The organism is Tissierella creatinophila DSM 6911, from assembly GCF_001940565.1.
GTDB lineage: Bacteria > Bacillota > Clostridia > Tissierellales > Tissierellaceae > Tissierella_A > Tissierella_A creatinophila.
This window is the reverse complement of the sequence record NZ_LTDM01000004.1, coordinates 56,903-79,927: the sequence shown is the minus strand read 5'-3', so window position 1 is coordinate 79,927 and position 23,025 is coordinate 56,903. Positions and strand designations below refer to the sequence as shown.

Genomic DNA, 23,025 nt, shown 5'->3' with positions numbered 1-23,025 from the left:
TTTAAATGTTTTTTGATATATTTAAATATTTATATAAATTAAAAAATGGAGCTTAGGAAAATCCTAAGCTCCATTTTTTAATCTACCGATTTTAAAGATTCAACCATCTTTACTTTCTTTAGTTTATAATGCATTACAATATTTACTATTAAAGAAAATAATATAGTCAGTATACTGGCATATATATAACTATTTCTATGAAGCTTTAGTCCAAGCATCAAGCTTTCCATCTCTACTGTCTCTATTATAAACCTGTGTAAAAATATACCTATAACAAGACCTGTAAATGTACCTATAATAGTTAATATGACATTCTCTCTATATATATAAGCTGATACTTCTCTATCATAAAAACCTAATACCTTTATAGTTGCAATCTCTCTTATTCTTTCACTTATATTTATATTTGTAAGATTATATAGTACTACAAAAGCTAGCGCTCCTGCTGAAAATGTCATTAAAATAACTACATAGTCTAAACTCGTTATTATATCTTTTAAGTTCTTTCTATCTGTAGATAACACACCAATATTGTTTATTCCATCATTATTGATTAATGATTTAGTTATCTGTTCTTCATTTTCCTTAGAGTCATCTTTAAGTATGACTAAGGCTTCATTGTATTCTAATGGTTCCTTAAACAGTTCTCTATATTTTTCTGGTGTCATATAAATATAATTTGATGTATAGTTTTCTGTTATTCCTCCTACTTTTGTTTCTATCTTTTTAGCATCACTATTAGATAATACTACTACATCACCTTTTTTTAATTCCAAGGTTCTACTCATACCTTCTGTTATAATCAATCCATCATTTAAGTCTATATCTTTACCACTTTTTCTATCCTTTAATTGAATGAATTTATTCAGATTCTTTGTATCTCTTGGGACTATTATACTTATATCCTTTTCTTTATTATCAAAAGATATCTTTCCACCTTCAGAGAAAGTTAACTTATACTCTTCTATAGATTTTTCTTTATCTAAGACTTTTAGCCCTTCGGAATCTAAACCTACCTGCATATCATAGGAAAATATATTGCCAAATTGTTCATTTACAACAGTTTTTATAGAGTCTTTGATTCCAAAACCAGCCAAGATTAAAGCCGTACATCCCGCTATTCCAAATATAGTCATAAAAAACCTTCTTTTATATCTAAATAGATTTCTAACTGTTACTTTATAGCTAAAATTAAACCTATTCCATATAATTGGCATCTTTTCTAATAAAATCATTTTACCAAGTCTTGGAGCCTTGGGTCTCATAAGAGAGGAAGGATTTTCTTTTAACTCATTGCTTGAAGCGATATATGAAGTGCCGGTAGTTAATGCTATAGCAGCTAAAGCTATGGATCCTGCCAATTTAAAATTAAAATTTAATATAACTGGAGGCATTACATACATAAGGGCATATGCATTAAATATAATTATTGGAAAAACTGTATATCCAACTGCTATACCAATTATAACACCTATAGTAGTTGCTATAAAAGCATAGAATATATATTTAAAAGCTATATCTTTTTTACGATAACCCAAGGCTTTTAAGGTACCTATATTTATTCTTTGTTCATCTACCATTCTTGTCATCGTAGTTAAAGTTACTAGTGCTGCAACAAGTGCAAAGAATACTGGAAACACCTTAGATAGGGCGTCTATTCTATCTGCGGACTGGCCATAGTCTACATAAGAGTAATGTTTTTTTCTATTTAAAACATGCCATTTAGCTTTCTCAAGTTTCTTTAAATCTCTTTCACCTTTTTCAATCTTTCTTAGAGCTTTATCTAGTTCTTCTTCTGCATTTTGCTTTTCTTCTTTATATTCTTTTTCTCCTGCTTCTAAATCTTTTTTAGCATTAGTTAAATCAGCTCTGGCATTTTGAAATTCTTTTTCACCTTTTTTTTCTTCACTAGATAACTTTGCCTTCTCATTTTCCAGTCTATTTCTAGATGAATCTAATTGTGCCTTAGTATCATTTAATTTTTTTTGGGCAATTCTTAATTCTTCTTTGTTTTTAACTAGTTCTTTTTTACCTGTTTCATATTGAATTTTAGTATTAGAAAGAGTAGTTTTCAATTCCTTTAACTGTGATTCTAAATTTATCTTTTCTTCCTCTGGAAGTTCTGGGTTTTTAAGGGCCATTTCTATTTGAGATATATTTCCTTCTAAAAGAGCTATTGCTGATTTTGCCTTATTTAAATCTTTTTCTGCCTTTTGGAACTGTGGTTGAGCCTGTTCTTTATTTTCATTAAATTCTTTTAATCCTTTTTGATACTGCGCTTCTCCATTTTTAATTTTTTTCTCTGCATTTTCTATTTCTACCTTGCCATTTTTTATGGCAGTATAGAACTTATTTTCATTTCTTTTTAATTCTTTTTCTCCATCTTCAATTTCTATTCTTCCTTCTTCGATTTTCTCTAAAGCTTTATCTAATTCTCTTTGAGCTTTAGATTCCTCTTCCTCATATTCTCTTCTACCTTTATCTAATTCTTCCTTTACTTCTGTGTAAATCTCTTTATATCTTATCTCTTGTCTTTCTTTAGAAATTGCCTTGATTCTTTTTTCCACTGGATTTACTACATCAAAATATTCATCCTTATATGAATTTAATTCTTTTGCCCCTTCTACACCTACAAATATATCAGTAAATATATCGGTTTTAAAGTTTTCCTCCTGTATCATTATAAAGTCTCTAAGCTGACCATTTCCTATATTGGTACTTCCCTTTTCAAATGAAAGGTAGTAAGGACTTTGAATAAAACCTACTACTGTAAATTCTGTATTTCTTAAACTTTCCTCTAAAGCTTCTTTTTTACCTGAAACAAGCTTTATCTTTGATCCTATTTCAACTTTCAATAAGTTTTGATTTTCTACTTCTATTATGCACTCATCTTCTTTTTCGGGAAATCTTCCTTTAAGGAGTCTTGCAGTATTTATCCCATCCTTATCTTTAAAACTATGGACTCTTAAGGCTATCTCTTTTTCTCCAGCCTTAGCTAAAGCATCTAGTGTGTAAGCACCACTTACTTCTTTAACACCCTCTATCTTTTTTATCTCATCTACATCTTCATTTGTAAGACCAAGATTTGAAACAATTCTTAAATCCATAAGATTATAGTCGTCATAATATTTATCTGCCGTAAATTTCATATCTTCTGGGGCTATTTTAAGTCCAGAGAAAAATGCAACCCCAAGTGCTATAATAGCTACTATCGCTATAAATCTACCGGGAGATCCTTTTATATTTCTAAATATATCTTTTTTAAGTGCTCTCTTTTTCAATTACCATTCAATCCTTTCTACTGGAGTAGGATTTTTATTTATCTCCTGACTTTCTACTTTCCCATTTCTTACTTTTATTATTTTATCTCCCATAGGAGCTATTGCAAGATTATGAGTTATAACTATAACCGTCATCCCCATTTCTCTACAAGTATCTTGTAAGAGTTTTAGTATAGCTTTACCCGTATTGTAATCCAGTGCCCCTGTAGGCTCATCACAAAGAAGTAGTTTTGGGTTTTTAGCTAAAGCCCTAGCTATAGCAACCCTTTGTTGTTCTCCTCCTGAAAGCTGAGATGGAAAATTATTTTTTCTAGATGTAAGACCTACAGACTCCATTACCTCTTCTATATCTAAAGGGTCTTTACATATCTGAGTTGCAAGTTCTACATTTTCAATAGCAGTTAAATTTTGAACTAGATTGTAAAATTGAAATACGAAACCTATATCATGTCGTCTATATGTGATAAGTTCTTTGTCACTTAATTTATCTACTCTCTTTCCATCTACTATGATTTCTCCAGAAGTAGTCCTATCCATTCCTCCAAGAATATTTAAAATAGTACTCTTTCCCGCTCCACTTGCTCCAGCTATTATTACAAAGTCCCCTTTATCTATAGTAAAACTCGTTCCATTTAGGGCGTTTATCTCCACTTCTCCCATTGTGTAAGTTTTTTTAACGTTATTAAATTCAATATAATTACTCAATATTTTCCCTCCTTTCGTATTTATATTTACCCATTATATCATATTTTCATTGCTAAATTACAAAACTTAACTAATCTCTTATATGTTTTTTTCCATTTATGTAGCAATATTTTAAAGGTAACATATCATATAATGTAAGTAAATTATAAGAAAAGGAGAATCCATATGAATATAAATGATGTTTCTATAGAAAATAATAGTGGAAAATTAAGTTCAAATCATATTCATGAATTTTCGGCAGATACTAATTTAATTAGTATCCACTGTAAAACACATAATCACAATTTAAAAGGTATTACTGAAAAAGCAATTTCAATAGGCAAGGGAGATCATAAACATCAAATACTATGTGTTACCGACAATACTAACCATTTTCATTCTATAAATATATATACAGGCAGAGCAATACCCATAGGAAATGGAATACATGTCCATAATATAGATTCATATACAGATAGTAGTGATGACCATATCCATAGTCTTAATTTTGCTACATCAGTCAATTCCATTAAGAGTTCTACTAAAAAATTACCTCCAGTAGTAAGCTCTTCTACATTTGAAGATATAAATCCTGAAAAAGTTATGAGGTCTAAAAGAACTCCAAAATCTCCAAAGATATCTACTAAAAAACTATATAAACACAGCAAAATGATTAAGGTTTCTAGAAAATAGTGTTTATAGATATCAAATAAAAAAAATGGATTCTTATGAATCCATTTTTTTTATTTGATATCATGTTAGACAAAAAATAGAAGAGCTAGCTCTTCTATTTTTTGTCTAACATGGTTCTTGTAATTGGTCTGGGAAGAAAGGTGGGAATTCTTGATACTCAAAAGTATCACATATATCTTCTGGGCTAAACTCCTCGCATGGACCTGGTGTTGGACAATATCCAAACGCTGGTATTAAAAGTTGTACTGTTCCTACCACTTTAATTATGATAAATGTCCCTACTGGAAAACTTAGTTTATTACCTGTTTGTATAGGCATTGGTAATGTATCGGAGCTTGTTTCTACAACTATTCTAAACTCAAACTCATCTCTTGAGTCAGGTACATATAATATTACATCTTTTTGTATATCTGGTAAAAATCCTTCTGCTATCACATTTCCGTTAGAGTCAAGTACTTCAAAAGGAATCCTTATTGTCAATCTCACCCTTCTAAAGTTAGGTCTTGACTCTATGTCTGTGATTACCAGTGTACCTGGAACTATAAATCCTGGCCTAAATTTTACTCTTTCATAAGTTTTTTTATCACATATCTCCACTTCAATTTGAGGAAAACACTTTCTTTGTTGACAAGATGCAAATACCTTATCGACTATTATACAGTCATGGTCTAACACTCCAAGTACTTCCTCCACTCTTTCATTGATATTAAAATCAGTCATACTTTCCACCCCTTTAATTTAATAATTTTACATCTACTAACATATTATGTCTATATAGGTAAATGTGCTACTAAATTTATTTGGAGGTGAATTAATTGTTTAAGCAAAATACTAATGTTGTTATAGATTCAGAAATCAAAACATTTGTGTTTAAATTAGAAAATGGGAAGATTACCTATAACATATTAGACTCTTCTCTTAACCTCTTAAACACTGAAACTCTTCAAGATGAAGAGATTAAACTCTTTTCTGCATCTATTGATCTTCAAGATACTATACATCTTGTTGCACTAATAGATACTGGGGATCTTAATTACTACAAATATATTGATGATACATGGTTAAAATCTACAATATCTAATTTTGATGTGAAATCAAATATCTATAATCAAATAGAAATATTAATAGTAGATAATAAACTTCACATTATCTATAATTATTCTAATTTAATGAACTCTAATATCTGGTCTCTCCAACATGTGATTTATGATGGAAGAAATGGGAGTGGACGTAATATAATTAGATATCTATCCAAAAGAAGCTCTAGTCATTTTACTTTAGATTTAGATAATCATGGTACGATTCATTTGTTCTATTCAAATGATTTAAGTGGAACATCAAGGGTACATCACACCTTCTATAACCTATATACAAAAGCTTGGGTGCCCGAGCCCCCAAAATTGTCTTTAGATAATATCCATAATTTAGTTCCTTTTTTATTTATAGACCTAGCTAATAATTTACATTGTATATCTCTAGAAGAAGTCAAGGGTGGATATAAAATAAAATATCTACAAATGAGTTCTACTGGAAAAGAAAAACATAAATGGAAAGAAATAAAGCTTACTCCTATATTAGTATCCTCTTTTCCTCCAATAATCTTTCAGGAGGACAATAAACTAAAATTACTATATATATCTCAAAAAAATATGAAATATATTGTTTCTACAGATTATGGTATTTCTTGGTCTTTAGAAAACACTTTAGATAACATGGGGGATGATATTTCAGTTGTTAAAGTTTCATCTAATTTATCATCTAAAAACCATAAGATTAATCATAGTTGTTTTAACAATTCATATAGTCCAAAGCTTAATGGCCTAGAGATATATTCTGATAATACAAGTCCACCAGAAGAAATAAAAACAGAGGATATTACAATGGAATTAATTGAAGAAGATAAGGAAATTGATAGAGATCTATTGGTTGAAATAAATAATAAAATCGATCAATTACTAGATAATTATAACATCGTTGAGTCATTTATATCTACGATAACTTCTAAGCAAATAAAAACAGAAGAGCTATTAAGTGATATTCAAAAATCTTTAGATGAAAACAATAAGTCTTTTTTTTCTAAACTCTTTAATTAATTTAATTAGAAAATTTAAAACACCTTCCTTAGACTTAAAATATGTTTTTGTCCTATTTTTGTTACACATCTATAGGATATAGAATATATTATTTTAAAGGAGGTGTTTTTTATATGGGGATTTAGGTATATCAGTAATTTGTTCCACTAATAAATCTTGTATGTTTGCCAATATTTTAGAAAACTTTTTCTCTCAAGATTATATAGAAAAAGAACTAATTATCGTTATTAATTACGATTGTTTTAATTTGCCCTATAGCTTACCTCCCAATGTTCATATATATAATCTTGGGAGTAAATATTCCTTGGGTAAATGTTTGAACTATGGTATAGAACATTCAAGTTATCCTATTATTGCAAAGTTTGATGATGATGATTACTATGGCCCTAAATATTTATCTGATACAGTAAGTTTATTATCGTTAAAAAATGTAGGTATAGTTGGGAAAGCCTGCACTTTTATTTATTTTAAGGAAAAACAGCTGATCGGAATTAAAAATATATCAAAGGAAAATAAATATGTAGATAGGGTAACCGGCTCTACCTTAATGTTCAAAAGAGAACTTGCAGAAAAGATACCTTTTCATGATATTAGTTTGGGAGAAGATATTAAGTTTTGTAACGATTGTTTAAATCTAGGTTATAAAATTTTCTCAACAAATAGACATCACTATGTCTATATACGAAATAAAAAGGACAAACACACATGGAAAATGGACAATGATTATATATTAAAAAGATGCATCAATGTATACAAGATTACTAATCCAAAAGATTATTCTAAATATGATAATCATGTTTTAAGGAAATTCAAAAATACAGGAGGGAATCTTATGAAAAAACCCTACCAACAATATGTTGAAGAATATCTAAAAAAAAGAATCAAACTCCATGAGTCATATATCAATTCTGGGGTTTCAGTTGTTGTCTGTACTAACAAAGATCATACTTTTGATGATATATTAAATAACTTTATTAGACAAGATCATAATAAAAAAGAACTAATTATAGTAATAAATAAAGATAATATAAATTTAAATGAATGGATAGATAAATCAAAAGATTATAGAGATATTAAAATTTTTAAATTAAATGAAGATATTTCACTAGGCAATTGTTTGAATTATGCAGTTGATCAAGCTAAACATCCTATTATTGCAAAATTTGACGATGATGACTACTATGGACCTAAATATTTATCTGATACTATAAAGTCTTTTAACATTACGGGTGCAGATGTCATAGTTAAAGCAGCAAATTTTGTATATTTTCTGGAAGATAAAATATTAGCCATACGAACTCCAGGAGAAGAAAATAAGTTTGTCAATTTTGGCAATGGTTCAACCCTTGTAATTAAAAAAGAAGTCTTTAATAGTGTTAGGTTTAGAGATATGTCTATTGCAGAAGATGTGTATTTTTGTCAAGATTGTATTAAAAACCATATGAAAATTTATTCTACAAATAAATATCATCATATCTACTTTCGCCACCCTAATAAAAAGCAGCACACATGGAAAATAAGTGATGATGATTTTATAAAAGAACATTGTAGCGTTGTTGGTAAAGTAGAGGATTATATCTCTTATGCCAATAATATAAGAGAAGATGTATAATACTATGACTATAAAAAATTCTGTAAGTAAAAATACTCACTATGCTATTGAGAAGATTAAAGAAAAGCTTCTGATAAAGTATCCTGAGAATAATACTAGAAATTCTGATGCGAATATTAATATTGCTTGTATCTTAGATATATTTAGTTATGAATGCTTTAAATATGAAGGCACCTTTTTCCAATTGGGTACCCAGAATTGGAAAGAAATAATGATAGATAAAAAACCTAAATTGTTATTTGTAGAGTCAACATGGCAAGGATATAATCAGGAATGGATAAACAAAATAGCGGATATTCATATATCTAAAGATCAAACCTTGTTTTCTATAATAAGTTATTGCAAAACCAATAAAATCCCTACAGTATTTTGGGCAAAAGAGGATCCCTATGACTTTAATGTGTTTATTCAAGCAGCAAAGTATTTTGATTATGTTTTCACTACAGATTTAGATTGTATCTCAAAATATAAAGAAGTATTAAGTCATGATAATATCTTTCTCCTACCTTTTGCTGCTCAACCACTACTTCATAATCCTATAAATAAAGATATAGAGAAAATAGGATCAGTAGGATTTGCAGGTGGTTGGTATGAAAAGTTCCCAGAGCGTTGTATTGAAATGGAACATTTGTTAAAACCTGCCTTTAAGTATGAGATTTCAATATATGATAGATTTGGCGATCTTAATGACGATAGATTTTCGTTTCCCAACGAATACAGACCCTATCTTAAAAATCCATTAGATTATAAAGACATGGTTAAAGAGTATAAAAAGTATAATATATTTTTAAATGTAAATTCTACAAATACTAGCCCTACAACATTTGCTAGAAGAGTATTTGAGCTACTAGCATGCGGAATTCCTACAATAAGCAGTTACTCTTTTGGAGTAGAGAATTATTTTAAAAATATAGTTATGTTATCAAAAGATAAACAAGATACAGAAAAACATTTAAATAGTTTAGTAAATAGCAAGGACCTTAGAGACAGATTATCTCTTCTAGGACAAAGAGAAGTTTTTAATAATCATACCTATGGTCATAGATTAAAAGCAGTTTTAGATGTATTGAATTTAAATGAAGGTAGAGATATGCAGGAAGGTGTTTCTGTAATCGCTTGTACAAAACTAGAAACTTCAGTAGATAATATTTTAAACAATTATTTTTCTCAAACTTATCCTATAAAAGAGCTTATAATAATTATAAATAATGATTGTATAGATTATAACTATTGGAATAAAAAATTAGAGTATTATAGGGATATTAAATTATTTAAATTATCTGAAGATACTTCATTAGCTAAATGTCTAAATTTTGGAGTTGAAAAATCAAACTATAATTATATCTCAAAATTTGAAGATGATTACTATGGACCAAATTATTTAACTGATTCTATAAATACATTTAAATTTACCAATGCTCATATAGTAGGTAAATATAGTGTATATGTATATTTAGAAAATTATGAAACCCTAGTATTACAATATCCTGATTTAGAAAATAGATATATGGATTATGTAAATGGATCTACTTTAACATTTAAAAAGGAAATTTTTAATAAAGTTAAATTTCGTGATGATTCTAAATCAGAAGAGACTTTATTCTTAGAAGATAGTTTAAAAGAAGGTTTTAAAATATATGCTTCTGATAGGTTTAATTACTCTACCATTAAAAGAACAGATTTAGATTCAAATTCCTGGAAATTAACAGAAAAGGATTTTATGAAAAAATGCACAGTTATAGAAAAAACTAAAGATTTTAGATCTATAGTAACAGTTTAAGATATGTTAATTTTAAATGCTCCTCTGGCTTTGAGATTAAAACACAAAGTCAAAAGGAGCATTCTCTTATCTAATTATTTTATATATTTCATTTAAAGTGTATGTTTTTATATTTTCTTCTTTTATAAATTCAAATATCTCTATAATAAAATCTCTAATACCATATCCTTTATATCTAATTTTTTCTAATAGCTTATAATTTAAATTGTTCCATTCTTCTCTTGTCAAACTATCTTTTACTTTTCTCATATAATAAAAATCAGGTGAGTTTAAAGCCATATGCATAGGATGAATATTTAATATCATCAATCCCGGATTATTAAATAATTGTTTTCCCACCTCTTTAAAATTTAAATTTTGTCTATGAAATAAATAAGCCCCATCTTCAAAAAATATAGGAAATCTTACTAATCCAGACCTATGAACAAAAGGTTCTACTATTTGTAAAAAGGTACATACGTTAGAATCGTACTTATAACCTTTTTCTGCAAAAGTTTCAGTAATGTCATTTACATCAAAATAGCGATGACATCTATAGGCTTCTGCTTGGGGAAGTAGAGTAGTACAATAGTCAATAACCTCATCATAACTATTTCCATGGCTGCTGTTTATTAAAAAATTTGGATGTATTCCTCCATCAATATCTCCTTTTTCTATTAGCTCTAATATAAATTTGCTCTCGTGAGTTAGAAAAAATGTTGTTTTAAATCCATATTTTTCAATTATATTATATGAGTATTTTAACGCATCTTCAGAAGCCCAATCAACATCAAAAGTTAAACATATAATTGGTTCACTTTTCCAAAGATGATTATTTATTCTAGACATACTATCTAACCCCTTATTTAAGATAAATTCTACTATTTTTGCCAGTTACTAATCTATTTACTTTTTTTAATCCATTTTCCTTTGAAACGATGCTCCCTTCACCTATTATAGAAGAATCAATAGGTGTTTCTACAGAAGAAATATAACAAGAGTCTAATATAATTGAAGCCTCTATATTTGCTTTATCGATATTCACTCTTTTACCTATGGAAGTATATGGACCTATATAAGAGTTTTTAATAGTAGTATTTGCTCCTACCACTATTGGTCCTCTAACTACACTATTATATATTACTGCACTTTCATCAAGAATTACTCTTCCTGAAATAGATGAATTTTCCACATGCCCTTTTATATCTTCATCCATAGAGCTAAGTCTATATATATTTTCCTCAACCATATCTTGGTGCCTACCAACATCCTTCCAATATCCATTTAATATTTCATATTTCACATAATATCCCTTTTGAATCATCCATCTTATAGCATCAGTTATTTCATATTCACCTCTTTTAGAAGGTTTGATTTCCCTGCAAGCATTAAAAATATTATGATCAAATCCATATATTCCGGTTATGGCTAAATCACTAAAAGATGTTTTTGGTTTTTCTTCTACATTGATAATCTTATCATCACCTATATATGCCACCCCAAATCTTTCGGGATTTTCTACTTGCTTTAACAAAAGTTTACAATTACTTTTACTTGTTATAAAATCATCAATAGTCTTTTCTAAATCTACCTGAAAAGAGTTATCTCCAAGTATCATTATAAACTTCTCTTTATCTAAAAACTCTTCAGCTTGTAATAGTGCATGGGCTATACCTTTAGATTCTTTCTGAATAATATAATGAAAATTTGCATCAAATTTATTGTTTAAACTCTTTTCAAATAGTTCCTTATTTTTTTCATTAACTATTATACCAATCTCTTTTATTCCTGATTTTATTAATAAATCTATTGTATAAAAGATTAAAGGTCTATTTGCTATCGGAATTAATGGTTTGGGTATAGAGTCTGTAATAGGTCGTAATCTAGTACCTTTGCCCCCACAAAGAATTAGTCCTTTCATTTTATCCCTCCAATTTGTGTATACATTTATATAGTATATTCATAACAGGTATTTTGTTGATTTTTTAAATATGAAAAATTATCTCTTGTACTTTTTAGAGCTATTACCCTTCTTTAGTTTACTTTTATTTATTCTTATTATATAATGTAGTTATCAAATGATAATGATTATCATTATTAACATTATATATAAAGGAGAATTATTAATGGGAGAACATTTTTTTAATATAAATAATCTAAAAGTAAATATAGATGATAAAGAGATTTTAAAAGGAGTAAACCTTGAAGTTGGTAAAGGAGAGACTCATATAATAATGGGTCCAAATGGTAGCGGTAAGTCTACTCTTGCCTATACACTAATGGGTCATCCCCTATACAAAGTTACAAACGGAGAAATCAACTTAGAAGGTGAATCACTTAAAGACTTGAGTGCAGATAAAAGAGCAATAAAGGGTATGTTTTTATCCTTTCAATATCCTGAAGAGGTTGATGGAGTGACTGTAGAAGAGTTTTTAAGAACCGCTAAAACTAAAACTTGGGGAGAAATGCAAAGAATACTTCCATTTAAAAAACTTTTAAAAGAAAAAATGGAAGCTCTAGAGATGGATGAAAGCTATGCGACAAGATATTTAAATCTTGGCTTTTCTGGAGGAGAAAAAAAGAAAAATGAAATTCTTCAAATGTCTATACTAGAACCTAAGATTGCTATCTTAGATGAGACAGACTCAGGTTTAGATGTAGATGCCATTAGAATAGTTGCTCAAGGGGTTAAAAAGTTTAAAGATAAAGAACGTTCTATTGTAGTTATAACTCACTACAATAAACTTCTAGAATATTTAGCTCCAGACTACATTCATATCCTTATGGATGGAAAGATTATAAAAACAGGTGGAATGGAACTTGCTAAAGAAATAGATGAAAATGGATATGAAGAGATAAGAAAAAAATATTTAAAATAGAGGTGATAAAACATGAAAAACAAAAAAACTTATATAAAAGATATAAATAGGACAATCTATGATATTAAAGATAAAGACAATTCTATCTATAAATCTCAAAAGGGACTTACACCTGAAATCATAAAGGAAATTTCAAGTAAAAAGAATGAACCCAAGTGGATGTTAGATTTCAGATTGAAATCATTAAATATATATAATAGTAAGCCTATGCCAGAGTGGGCAGTTGACCTGTCAGATTTGGATATGGATGATATCACAACCTATATAAAACCTAATACTAAGCAGTCTCATTCGTGGGAAGATGTACCTGAAGAGATAAAAGATACATTTGAAAGGCTTGGTCTACCTGAAGCTGAAAGAAAATCTCTTGCAGGAGTTGGGGCTCAGTACGATAGTGAAGTTGTATATCATAATATTAGAAAAGAATTAGTAGATCAAGGAATTATCTATATGGATATGGATAAGGCTCTACATGAGCATGAGGAAATTGTAAAAGAATATTTTATGAAACTTATTACTCCAGATGATCATAAATTTGCAGCTCTTCATGGTGCAGTTTGGTCTGGAGGTTCTTTTGTCTATGTTCCAAAAGGGGTAGATGTAGATATACCTCTTCAATCATATTTTAGGCTAAATGCTCCAGGAGCAGGGCAATTTGAACATACTCTTATAATAGTAGAAAAAGGTGCTAAACTTCATTTTATAGAAGGATGTTCTGCACCTCAATATAAAGTAAATAATCTTCATGCAGGATGTGTTGAACTATTTATAAAAGAAGATGCAACACTTAGATATAGTACTATAGAAAACTGGTCCAGGAACATGTACAATTTAAATACTAAAAGAGCAATAGTTGAAAAAAATGGAACTATAGAATGGGTTTCAGGTTCATTTGGTTCAAAGGTTTCTATGTTATATCCTATGAGTATATTGGCAGGAGAAGGTGCAAGATCTGAATTTACAGGGATTACATTTGCATCCAAAGGACAACATCTAGATACTGGTACAAAAGTAGTTCACGCAGCACCTCGCACTACTTCTACTGTAAACTCTAAATCTATATCAAAAAATGGTGGTTATGCATTTTATAGAGGTCTTTTAAAAGTAACTAAGGGTGCTTATGATTGTAAATCAACTGTATCTTGTGAATCTTTAATGCTTGATAATGATTCTAAGTCGGATACTCTTCCAATAATTGTTCTAAATAATGATAATATAGATATAGGTCATGAAGCTAAAATAGGCAGAATAAGTGATGAGGCAATCTTTTATCTTATGAGCCGAGGAATAGATGAACAAGAAGCAAAAGCTATGATAGTAAGAGGATTTGTTGAGCCTATTACTAAAGAACTACCACTTGAATATGCTATAGAATTAAATAATTTAATTAATATAGAACTTGAAGGAACAATAGGTTAGGGGTGAGAAGATGACTTCATGGAAAAGAATAGGATTAAAAGATTTTGAATTTCCAAAGATAGTAAAATACAATAAAAAATATTTAAGTTTTGAAGAAGGAGCTAAAAAAGAAGTTTCTTTAAATATGGTTACAGATATTACTTCTCTTCCTTCTCCTAAAATCGAGGATAATTTCACTGGAGTTGGAACAGAATTTATCTTAAATGTAAAGAAAAACTATAACGCTGGTATAGATTTACATATACCAAAAGATTTAAAGATAAAAGAACCTATAAGATTGGACTTTTATTTAGATGAAAAAAACAATCATTTAGTAGATTTTAACAATATATATGCTAAAGAAAATAGTGAAATAACTATTGTTATAGATTATAAAAGTATAGATAATGTAGAAGGATTTCATAATGGGTTTACAAATATATTTGCAGAGAAAGGTTCTGTAGTAAATATCATAAAACTTCAAAGGCTTAATTCTAAAACCTTAAACTTTGACTCTAACTTTTCTCGTGTAGAAAGTGAAGCCAAAGTAAACTTTGTATCTATAGAACTTGGATCTAAACTTACAGGTTTTAACTATACAAGTATTCTAGAAGAAGAGAAAAGTTATTCAAACCTATCTTCTATATACTTAGGAGATAAAGAGATGAAGCTTGATTTAGAATATACTATGATTCATAAGGGTATCAGAAGTCAAAGCAATATCGAAACAAGAGGTGCTCTTTTAGATAATGCTAGAAAAGTATTTAGAGGTAATTTAGATTTTAAAAGAGGATCTAGAAGTTCTAAAGGTGTTGAACTTGAAAATGTACTTCTACTCTCCCCTACTTCAAAGTCAGACTCTATACCAGCCCTTTTATGTGAAGAAGATAATGTAGAAGGAGAACATGCAGTAAGTGCAGGACAAATTGATAAGTCTAAATTGTTTTATATTATGAGCCGAGGATTAAGTGAAAAAGAAGCTAAAAAACTAATAGTAGAATCTTCTTTTAAACCAATAATAGATAAAATTCCTTTTGAGGATTTGAGATCTGAGATAAACATCGATATTGAAAGGAGACTTATCCATGGATAGTTTAGATGTAGCTAGAATAAAAAAAGACTTTCCTATATTAGAAAGAGTTGTAAATGATAAACAAATAGTCTACCTTGATAATGCCGCTACTACACAAAAGCCCACAAGTGTTATAGAAAAAATAAATGATTATAATAGATTTTCACATGCTAACCCTCATAGAGGTGCACATATATTAAGTGTAGAGTCTACTAAAATTTATGACGATGCAAAAGAAAAAGTAAAAAGCTTTATAAATGCCCATTCAACAGAAGAAATAATATTTACTAGAAATACTACTGAGTCTTTAAATTTAATAGCCCAGTCTTACGGAAGAGAATTTATTGAAAAAGGAGATGAAATAGTTATAACTATTTCATCTCATCATAGTAATATACTTCCTTGGCAAAGAATAGCTAAAGAAAAAGATGCTATTTTAAAATATTTATATCTTGATAAAGATGGCAGACTTCCTATGGAAGAAGTATATAAAAAGATTACGAAAAAAACTAAACTCTTAAGTATAGAAGGAATGTCTAATGTACTTGGAACGATTCATCCTTTAAAGGAAATAATAAAGTATGCCCACAATATGGGAACTAAAGTAATAGTAGATGGAGCTCAAAGTGTACCTCATATAAAAATAGATGTAAAAGATTTAGATGCTGACTTTTTAGTATTTTCAGCTCATAAGATGTTAGGACCTATGGGTATAGGTGTCCTTTATGGAAAGAAAGAAATTTTAGAAAGTATGCCTCCCTTCCTTCTTGGGGGAGATATGATAGAATATGTATCAGAACAAGATTCAAGCTTTGCTCCCCTTCCCTTTAAGTTTGAAGCAGGCACTCAAAATGTAGAAGGAGCTGCTGGGCTTTTAGAGGCTATCAACTATCTAGAAAATATAGGTATTGAGAATATAAAATTACACGAAGAGGTGCTTACTCAATATACACTAGAAAAGATGATGAATATTTCCTATCTAGATATACAAGGCCCTCTTGATATGGAAAATAGAGGTGGAATCATATCATTTACAATAAAAGATGTTCATCCTCATGATACAGCTACCATCCTTGATTCTTATGGAATCGCTATAAGGTCAGGTCATCACTGTGCCCAGCCTCTTATGCACTATATGGGTGTTCCTAGTACATCTAGAGTAAGCTTTTATCTATATAATACTCTAGAAGATGCAGATAAATTTTTATATGCTATTAAAAATGTAAGGAAGTGGTTAGGTTATGGATCTTAATTCTTTATATTCAGAAATAATTATGGAACACAATAGAAGTTCTCACAATAAAGGTGATTTAGAAAATCCTACAGTTTCAGAAAGAGGATACAATCCAAGTTGTGGAGATGATTTAAATATAGAGTTTATATTAGAAGATCAAATGATAAAAGATGCTAAGTTTAAAGGTTATGGATGTGCTATATCTCAGGCTTCTACTTCTATTATGATAGATTTGGTAAAGGATATTACTATAAAAGAGGCCCTAGATTTAGCCGATATATTTTTAAGGATGATACAAAAAGATGCTAGTGATGAAGAAATTGAGAAATTAGAAGAAGCTATAGCTTTTCAAAATATTTCAAATATGCCTGCTAGAGTAAAATGTGCAGTACTGCCTTGGCATACTTTAAAACAAGCATTAAAAAATTATTAATTATCTAATTTTGAGCCTAGCGAGGACTCTTCCTTTACTTATCCAATTTAAACTTGAATCTTTCTGCTGTGCTTGGGATAATAAAAAACTAAAGAAAACATTTAAAGAGGTAGTAGGAACTAAAATTTCCTACTACCTTTATTATTTTTATTTCAAAGCCTTTAAAAGTGCCTTTAAATATTCAAATGTTCTCGCAGCTGATGAAATACTAAGCTTTTCTTCTGGAGTATGAACATCTTTCATATTTGGTCCAAAGGATATTATATCAATATCTGGATATTTTTTAGCAAATACCCCTGATTCAAGTCCTGCATGGATAACAGTAGTTTCCATTTCTTTACCTGTTACTTCTTTATATACTCTAATCGCTGTATCTCGTAGTTCTGACTTTTCTCTAAACTCCCATTCTGGATATTCATTGCTTATATTATATTCTGCATTATGATTTTTAGCTGCATCAGTTATTTCTTTTCTTAAATCTAATAGTACATCTGGGTTTGAACTTCTAGTTGATGTTTGTATCACGAACTTTTCTTTATCTAAGTTTACTATAGCAAGATTGCTTGAACTTTCAACTATAGAATTATCTTCTTTAAGCCTAGTATAAACTCCCGTAGGTATATCATTTAAGAGCTCCAATAGATTATCCCTTGTACTTTTACTTAAAACTTCAGATACTTTTCCTTTTTCTTTTTCTTCTATACAAATATCTTTTTCTTCTTCTTTATTTTCTTGTATTATCTCCTCTTTAAGCTTTTCTAATCTTTCTTTAAACTCTTTTATCTCATCTTCTTTAACTGCCACATGCGCTATACTAGTTCTAGGGATTGAGTTGTCTTTATTTCCTCCTTTAAAAGAAACAAGATAATAATTTACCTCATCTTTTAGCTGTCTTAAAACTTTTGTCAAGATTTTATGAGCATTTAACCTTCCCTTATCTATTTCCATACCCGAGTGTCCTCCCAATAGACCTCTTACCTCTATAGAAAACTCTACTAGATTATCTACATCTTCATGCTTAGCAGGAAGTCTTACATCTACAAGTTCTCCACCAGCAGAACCTGTAGTTAATATACCTTCCTCTTCTGAATCAACATTAAATAATCTTTTTCCCCTTAATACACTATCAGATAGTCCAAGAGCACCATCCATACCTATCTCTTCTGCAGTAGTTACTAGAAGTTCTAAACTAGGATGTTCTAAAGATTCATCTTCTAAAATGGCAAGACCCATAGCTAAAGCTATTCCATTATCTGCACCAAGGGTAGTTTTATCCGCTTTTATAAAGTCCCCTTCTACTATTAAGTCAATGGGATCCTTTTGAAAGTTATGAGTACTCCCTTCTTCTTTTTCACACACCATATCCATATGACCTTGAATTATTACTCCAGAGGAATTTTCATAACCTTTAGATGCAGGTTTTCTTATTATTATATTCATCATTTCATCTTGAATAGTTTCAAGACCTAGTTTTTCTCCCATGCTCTTTAAATAATTACTTATCTTTCTTTCTTCATATGAACATCTAGGAATTTTACTTATCTCCTCAAAATAATAAAATACTCTATCTGGTTTTAATCCTTTTAGTTTATCCATTTAAATCTTCCTTTCATTAAACTTAATTATCTTTAGCATTGTTTTCTATGATTTTTACAATAGTCTTTGATGCTAAGTGCATAGATTCAGTTGGGATAAATTCAAATCTTCCATGAAAGTTATATCCCCCTGTAAATATGTTGGGCGTAGGCATCCCCATATATGAAAGTCTTGCCCCATCAGTGCCTCCTCTTATAGGTTGGATGATAGGTTCTATCCCTAAATCTTCCATAGACTTTTTAGCTAAGGCTATTATCTCCATATGAGGTTCTATTTCTTCTTTCATATTATAATAACTATCTTTTATATCAATATTTATTATATTTCCATATTTTTCATTTAAAAATCCTACTACCTTTTGAATAAGTTCTTTTTTCTTAGTAAATTCTTCCATAGAGTGATCTCTTATTATATATTTCATATTCGTGCTATTTACAGTACCATTCATCTCAGTTAATAAAAAGAACCCTTCATACATCTGAGTATATTCTGGTTTTTGACTTACTGGAAGCATATTCTCTAATTCTAAACCTACTATCAAAGAATTTATCATTATATCTTTAGCAGTTCCTGGGTGTACATTCTTTCCTTGAATGTCTATATTTACATTTGCTGCATTAAAGTTTTCATATTGAAGTTCTCCTAAGGGTCCTCCATCTACTGTATATGCAAAATCTGCCCCAAATCCTTCTACATCAAATAGGTCTGCTCCTCTTCCTATTTCTTCATCTGGAGTAAATCCTATTTTTATATCTCCATGCTTTATGTCTTTATTGTTTACAAGATACTCTACTGCATCCATAATAGCTGCAAGTCCAGCCTTATCATCTGCACCAAGGAGTGTTGTTCCATCTGTTGTGATAAGTTCTTTTCCTACTAGTTCCTTTATAAATGGAAACTCTTTTTGAGTTATACTATATTCATCATTTAACTTTATATCTCCACCATTATAAGTGAAGATTTGTGGATTAACACATTTTCCATCAGCATCAGGACTAGTATCCATATGAGCTATAAATCCTATAGTTGGAACTTTTTTATCCATATTGGATTTTAAAGTAGCATATATATATCCACCTTTATCCATCTTTACATCAGTTAAACCAAATTCTTCTAGCTCATTTTTTAAAATTTTCCCAAGTTCTAATTGTCCTTTTGTACTTGGGACTGTTTGACTTTTCTCATCAGACTTTGTATCCATACTTATATATCTTTTAAATCTTTCTACTATATTTTCCATTTAAACATCCTTTCTTTGTTTAAGTTAATAGAATATTTATACTAAGCATCATATCTTAATATATACTTATTTATACCCTTACTAAGAGTATCTACATAAAGGTATATCTTTATATATACCCAAGAGTTATTATAATAAAGAAAACTTATATTGGATAAACTTTTCTAGTATAATCAATAGGATAAAAAGAAATAACACTAAAGCAGTCATCTTAAGATGACTATTTTAGTGTTTCATATCTTTCTATATTAGATTCGTTTAAAAATTCATATGCTTCATTTATCTTTTGAAACATTGCTGTTGCGTTTTCTGCTTTATTTATATCTGGATGGTACTCTTTAGCTTTTTTTCTATAGGCTAGTTTTATTTGATATGTATCAGCATCGTTAGAAAGCCCTAAGAGTTTTATGCTTTCTTCATATTTTTTCTTAAACTCTATACTCGGATTTTGATAGTTTCCTCCACCATATCCGCCTTGATTATATCCTCCCTGGTTAAAACCTCCACCTTGCCTTTGATACTCATTCCACTGTCTAAACCTTTCCTCCCACTCTCTTTGTTGATCTTCTTGCTTTTTTTTCCACTCTTTTCTTCTTTTTTCTTCTTCCATATTCTTATATTTAGTACCATATTCATCAAATGATTTAAATGTCTTTTCTCTACCTTTTCTATAATACTCTGCCGAGTCAAATAAAAATTCTGTTACCATGTATTTTCTATATTTTAAATATGAGATAAGTTTTGTTCCACCTACTATTATAATTATAGTTGAGACAACAATTAAAATAAATATCGGATTAAAAAGTATAAATAGTCCAAGAGGCCCTGCAAGTAAAAATATAATTAAACATCCACCCATACTTATAAGAGCTAGAAATCCTTTAGCTAATCCCTTTACAAGATTTACAATTACTTCTGTAATAGCTATAACTCCATCAAATAAAATCTCAAGTAATTTTGCAAAATAATATATTATCTCTCCAAAAAATTTATTCATTATTTTCACCCATAAAAGTTAATCTCCCTCTCTAAAAAACTAAATCTAACAATACTTTAACATTATTTAGACTAAACTGCAATAGTTCATATTTAAACGTTCTTAAATAGTATAAAAATATTAGAACATTTTTTAATTCAATGAATAGAATATAACCAAAGCACTAAAAAAAGAGGAGGAATAATAATGTCAAATAATAATCATTGTCCAATGGGAACCACCCCTTATATAGTAAAACAAGGTGATACTTTTTATTCAATCGCCAAAAGAGAAGGAATCTCTCTAGATGCTCTTTTAAAAGCAAACCCAGGAATAGATCCAAATAGACTTTTTATAGGTCAAGTAATATGTATACCTTCAAGTACACCAGGACCTGGACCTGTTCATCCATGTCCAACACTTGCTCAAGGAGCCAGAGGTCCTTCTGTAACAGACTTACAAACTAGGCTTAGAGCACAAGGTTTTAACCCTGGAGCTATAGATGGAATATTTGGACCAAATACTAAGGCTGCAGTTATGGCTTTCCAAAAAAGTAAAGGTCTTGTTCAAGATGGTATTGTAGGAGTTAAAACTTGGACTGCACTTGGAGTAAATTGTGGCATCCCACAGCCTGGTAAGTGTCCAGTTGGAACTTTCCCACATACAATAACTTCTGGAGAAACATTCTATATCTTGGCAAGTAGATATAATGTTAGCGTAGAATCTATTATAAAGGCAAACCCTGGTGTAAATCCTAATAGTCTTCAAATAGGTCAAGTGGTTTGTATTCCTAATAAATAATATAGACCCCTTTTAGGGGTTTATATTTTTGCCCTTAATCCTTTTAAAAATAGTGGAATTAGTATATAATACATAAGAAGAAAAATTTTATAAAGAAGGGGAATCTTATGAAAAAAAGAGTAATACTTGGTATGAGTGGTGGAGTAGATTCTTCAGTTGCAGCACTTTTACTTAAAGAACAAGGATATGATGTAATAGGACTTTTTATGAAAAACTGGGATGAGAAAGATGAAGACGGAGTATGCACAGCAAGCGTAGATGCAGATGATGCCAGAAGAGTTGCGGTTGAATTAGATATTCCATTTTATACTATAAATTTTGAAAAAGAATATTGGGATAGAGTATTTACTTACTTTTTAGATGAGTACAAAAAAGGAAGGACTCCAAATCCAGATGTAATGTGTAATCAAGAGATAAAATTTAACGCATTTTTAGATTATGCACTAAATTTAGAAGCAGACTATATAGCCATGGGTCATTACGCACAAGTAGAAAAAAGAGATGACGGTTATTATCTATTAAGAGGAAGAGATGAAAATAAAGATCAATCTTATTTTCTATCTAGAATAAATCAAAGAGCACTTTCTAAAACCTTATTTCCAATTGGCGATTTAGACAAAAGTGAAGTTAGAAAAATAGCCGAAAAACATAATTTATATACTGCTACAAAAAAAGATTCTACAGGGATTTGCTTTATAGGCGAGAGAGATTTTGATGAGTTTTTAGATAAATATCTACTTACTAAAGAAGGTGATATCTTAGACTTATATGGTAAAAAGGTAGGAACTCACACAGGTCTTATTCACTATACTCTAGGACAAAGAAGAGGAATTGGCATAGGAGGGGTTGGAAGCGGTGAACCTTGGTTTGTAGTAGGTAAAGACTTAAATAAAAACATACTATATGTAGCTCAAGGAGAGGAAAACCCGGCACTATATTCTACTTCTTTAATAGGAGAATCTCCTAAATGGATTTTAGAAAAAGATCCTCAAATGCCTTTTAAATGTACTGCTAAATTTAGATATAGGCAAAAAGATATTCCTGTTACAGTTGATAAAAATGGTGATGGGGAAATAATTATAAAATTTGATAATCCAGTTAAGGCTATAACCCCTGGGCAGATAGCCGTTATATATCAAGATGAAGCTTGCCTTGGAAGCTGCATTATAAAGAAAATAGAACCTCTCGAAGAAAAATATAGATATTTAAATAACTAGAAATAATAAATGCACCCATTAAGTTATCCTAAGCTTAATGGGTGCATTTTATATGAT

General features: G+C 29.6%; 19 protein-coding genes. 11 read left to right on the top strand and 8 right to left on the bottom strand.

Translation table 11 applies throughout. The features are described from left to right. Positions 1 to 77 precede the first annotated feature (77 nt). Positions 78 to 3,281 (bottom strand): FtsX-like permease family protein, encoded by a 3,204-nt coding sequence (locus TICRE_RS01840; RefSeq protein WP_075724545.1) that lies wholly within the window; start codon positions 3,279 to 3,281, stop codon positions 78 to 80. After that, positions 3,282 to 3,941, bottom strand: a complete 660-nt coding sequence (locus TICRE_RS01835) for an ABC transporter ATP-binding protein (protein WP_198927459.1) — start codon at positions 3,939 to 3,941, stop codon at positions 3,282 to 3,284. A gap of 210 nt (positions 3,942 to 4,151) precedes the next feature. Here TICRE_RS01835 and TICRE_RS01830 point away from each other — a divergent pair, with 210 nt between their 5' ends. Beyond that, the gene (locus TICRE_RS01830; RefSeq protein ID WP_075724540.1) at positions 4,152 to 4,658 is read left to right on the top strand and encodes a YmaF family protein; all 507 of its coding nucleotides are present in this window, start codon (positions 4,152 to 4,154) and stop codon (positions 4,656 to 4,658) included. Between the two features lie 105 nt (positions 4,659 to 4,763). Here TICRE_RS01830 and TICRE_RS01825 read toward each other — a convergent pair whose 3' ends face one another. Then, complete coding sequence (locus TICRE_RS01825; protein ID WP_075724538.1) at positions 4,764 to 5,378, bottom strand: hypothetical protein; 615 nt, start codon at positions 5,376 to 5,378, stop codon at positions 4,764 to 4,766. A gap of 95 nt (positions 5,379 to 5,473) precedes the next feature. Between TICRE_RS01825 and TICRE_RS01820 the strand changes: the two genes are divergently transcribed. The 3 genes from TICRE_RS01820 to TICRE_RS01805 all read left to right on the top strand — a co-directional run bounded on the left by TICRE_RS01820 (position 5,474) and on the right by TICRE_RS01805 (position 10,143). Beyond that, positions 5,474 to 6,751: a hypothetical protein gene (locus TICRE_RS01820; RefSeq protein ID WP_075724536.1), complete on the top strand. Its 1,278-nt coding sequence runs from the start codon at positions 5,474 to 5,476 to the stop codon at positions 6,749 to 6,751. Between the two features lie 127 nt (positions 6,752 to 6,878). After that, entirely contained in the window at positions 6,879 to 8,363 is a 1,485-nt protein-coding gene (locus tag TICRE_RS12915) for a glycosyltransferase (protein ID WP_332881332.1), read from the top strand. 4 nt (positions 8,364 to 8,367) lie between these two features. After that, a complete protein-coding gene (locus TICRE_RS01805) occupies positions 8,368 to 10,143 on the top strand; it encodes a CgeB family protein (protein ID WP_158016378.1) in 1,776 nt (591 codons plus the stop codon). A 66-nt stretch (positions 10,144 to 10,209) separates the two neighbouring features. Here the strand turns inward: TICRE_RS01805 and TICRE_RS01800 are convergent, their stop codons facing one another. Both TICRE_RS01800 and TICRE_RS01795 read right to left on the bottom strand, forming a co-directional pair. Beyond that, complete coding sequence (locus TICRE_RS01800) at positions 10,210 to 10,971, bottom strand: polysaccharide deacetylase WbmS family protein (RefSeq protein ID WP_075724534.1); 762 nt, start codon at positions 10,969 to 10,971, stop codon at positions 10,210 to 10,212. Positions 10,972 to 10,984: 13 nt separating this feature from the next. Continuing rightward, on the bottom strand, positions 10,985 to 12,043 hold the full coding sequence (locus TICRE_RS01795; protein WP_075724532.1) for a glucose-1-phosphate thymidylyltransferase: 1,059 nt from the start codon (positions 12,041 to 12,043) through the stop codon (positions 10,985 to 10,987). A gap of 205 nt (positions 12,044 to 12,248) precedes the next feature. On the opposite strand from TICRE_RS01795, the gene sufC reads away from it, so the two are divergent. From sufC to sufU, 5 genes are read left to right on the top strand one after another with little or no spacing between them, the layout of a single operon-like run. Next, positions 12,249 to 13,001: a Fe-S cluster assembly ATPase SufC gene (sufC, locus tag TICRE_RS01790; protein ID WP_075724530.1), complete on the top strand. Its 753-nt coding sequence runs from the start codon at positions 12,249 to 12,251 to the stop codon at positions 12,999 to 13,001. A gap of 12 nt (positions 13,002 to 13,013) precedes the next feature. Further along, entirely contained in the window at positions 13,014 to 14,420 is a 1,407-nt protein-coding gene (gene sufB, locus TICRE_RS01785) for a Fe-S cluster assembly protein SufB (protein WP_075724528.1), read from the top strand. A 10-nt stretch (positions 14,421 to 14,430) separates the two neighbouring features. Further along, positions 14,431 to 15,492 carry a Fe-S cluster assembly protein SufD gene (gene sufD / locus TICRE_RS01780; RefSeq protein ID WP_075724526.1) on the top strand — a complete coding sequence of 354 codons (1,062 nt, stop codon included), beginning with the start codon at positions 14,431 to 14,433 and terminating at the stop codon, positions 15,490 to 15,492. Next, positions 15,485 to 16,723 (top strand): cysteine desulfurase, encoded by a 1,239-nt coding sequence (locus TICRE_RS01775; protein WP_075724524.1) that lies wholly within the window; start codon positions 15,485 to 15,487, stop codon positions 16,721 to 16,723. The genes sufD and TICRE_RS01775 overlap by 8 nt, the downstream gene beginning before the upstream one ends. Further along, positions 16,713 to 17,138 (top strand): Fe-S cluster assembly sulfur transfer protein SufU, encoded by a 426-nt coding sequence (gene sufU, locus TICRE_RS01770; protein ID WP_075724522.1) that lies wholly within the window; start codon positions 16,713 to 16,715, stop codon positions 17,136 to 17,138. The genes TICRE_RS01775 and sufU overlap by 11 nt, the downstream gene beginning before the upstream one ends. 147 nt (positions 17,139 to 17,285) lie before the next feature. On the opposite strand, the gene TICRE_RS01765 is transcribed toward sufU, so the two are convergent. From TICRE_RS01765 to TICRE_RS01755, 3 genes are all read right to left on the bottom strand, one after another. Continuing rightward, a complete protein-coding gene (locus TICRE_RS01765; RefSeq protein WP_075724520.1) occupies positions 17,286 to 18,734 on the bottom strand; it encodes an aminoacyl-histidine dipeptidase in 1,449 nt (482 codons plus the stop codon). A 22-nt stretch (positions 18,735 to 18,756) separates the two neighbouring features. Next, positions 18,757 to 19,974 (bottom strand): peptidase T, encoded by a 1,218-nt coding sequence (gene pepT, locus TICRE_RS01760; protein WP_075724518.1) that lies wholly within the window; start codon positions 19,972 to 19,974, stop codon positions 18,757 to 18,759. 220 nt (positions 19,975 to 20,194) lie between these two features. After that, positions 20,195 to 20,971: a J domain-containing protein gene (locus tag TICRE_RS01755; protein ID WP_075724516.1), complete on the bottom strand. Its 777-nt coding sequence runs from the start codon at positions 20,969 to 20,971 to the stop codon at positions 20,195 to 20,197. Positions 20,972 to 21,157: 186 nt separating this feature from the next. On the opposite strand from TICRE_RS01755, the gene TICRE_RS01750 reads away from it, so the two are divergent. Both TICRE_RS01750 and mnmA read left to right on the top strand, forming a co-directional pair. Then, entirely contained in the window at positions 21,158 to 21,751 is a 594-nt protein-coding gene (locus tag TICRE_RS01750; RefSeq protein WP_198927456.1) for a LysM peptidoglycan-binding domain-containing protein, read from the top strand. A gap of 107 nt (positions 21,752 to 21,858) precedes the next feature. Next, positions 21,859 to 22,968, top strand: coding sequence for a tRNA 2-thiouridine(34) synthase MnmA (gene mnmA / locus TICRE_RS01745; protein WP_075724514.1), 1,110 nt, complete (start codon positions 21,859 to 21,861; stop codon positions 22,966 to 22,968). The last annotated feature ends 57 nt before the right edge of the window (positions 22,969 to 23,025 follow it).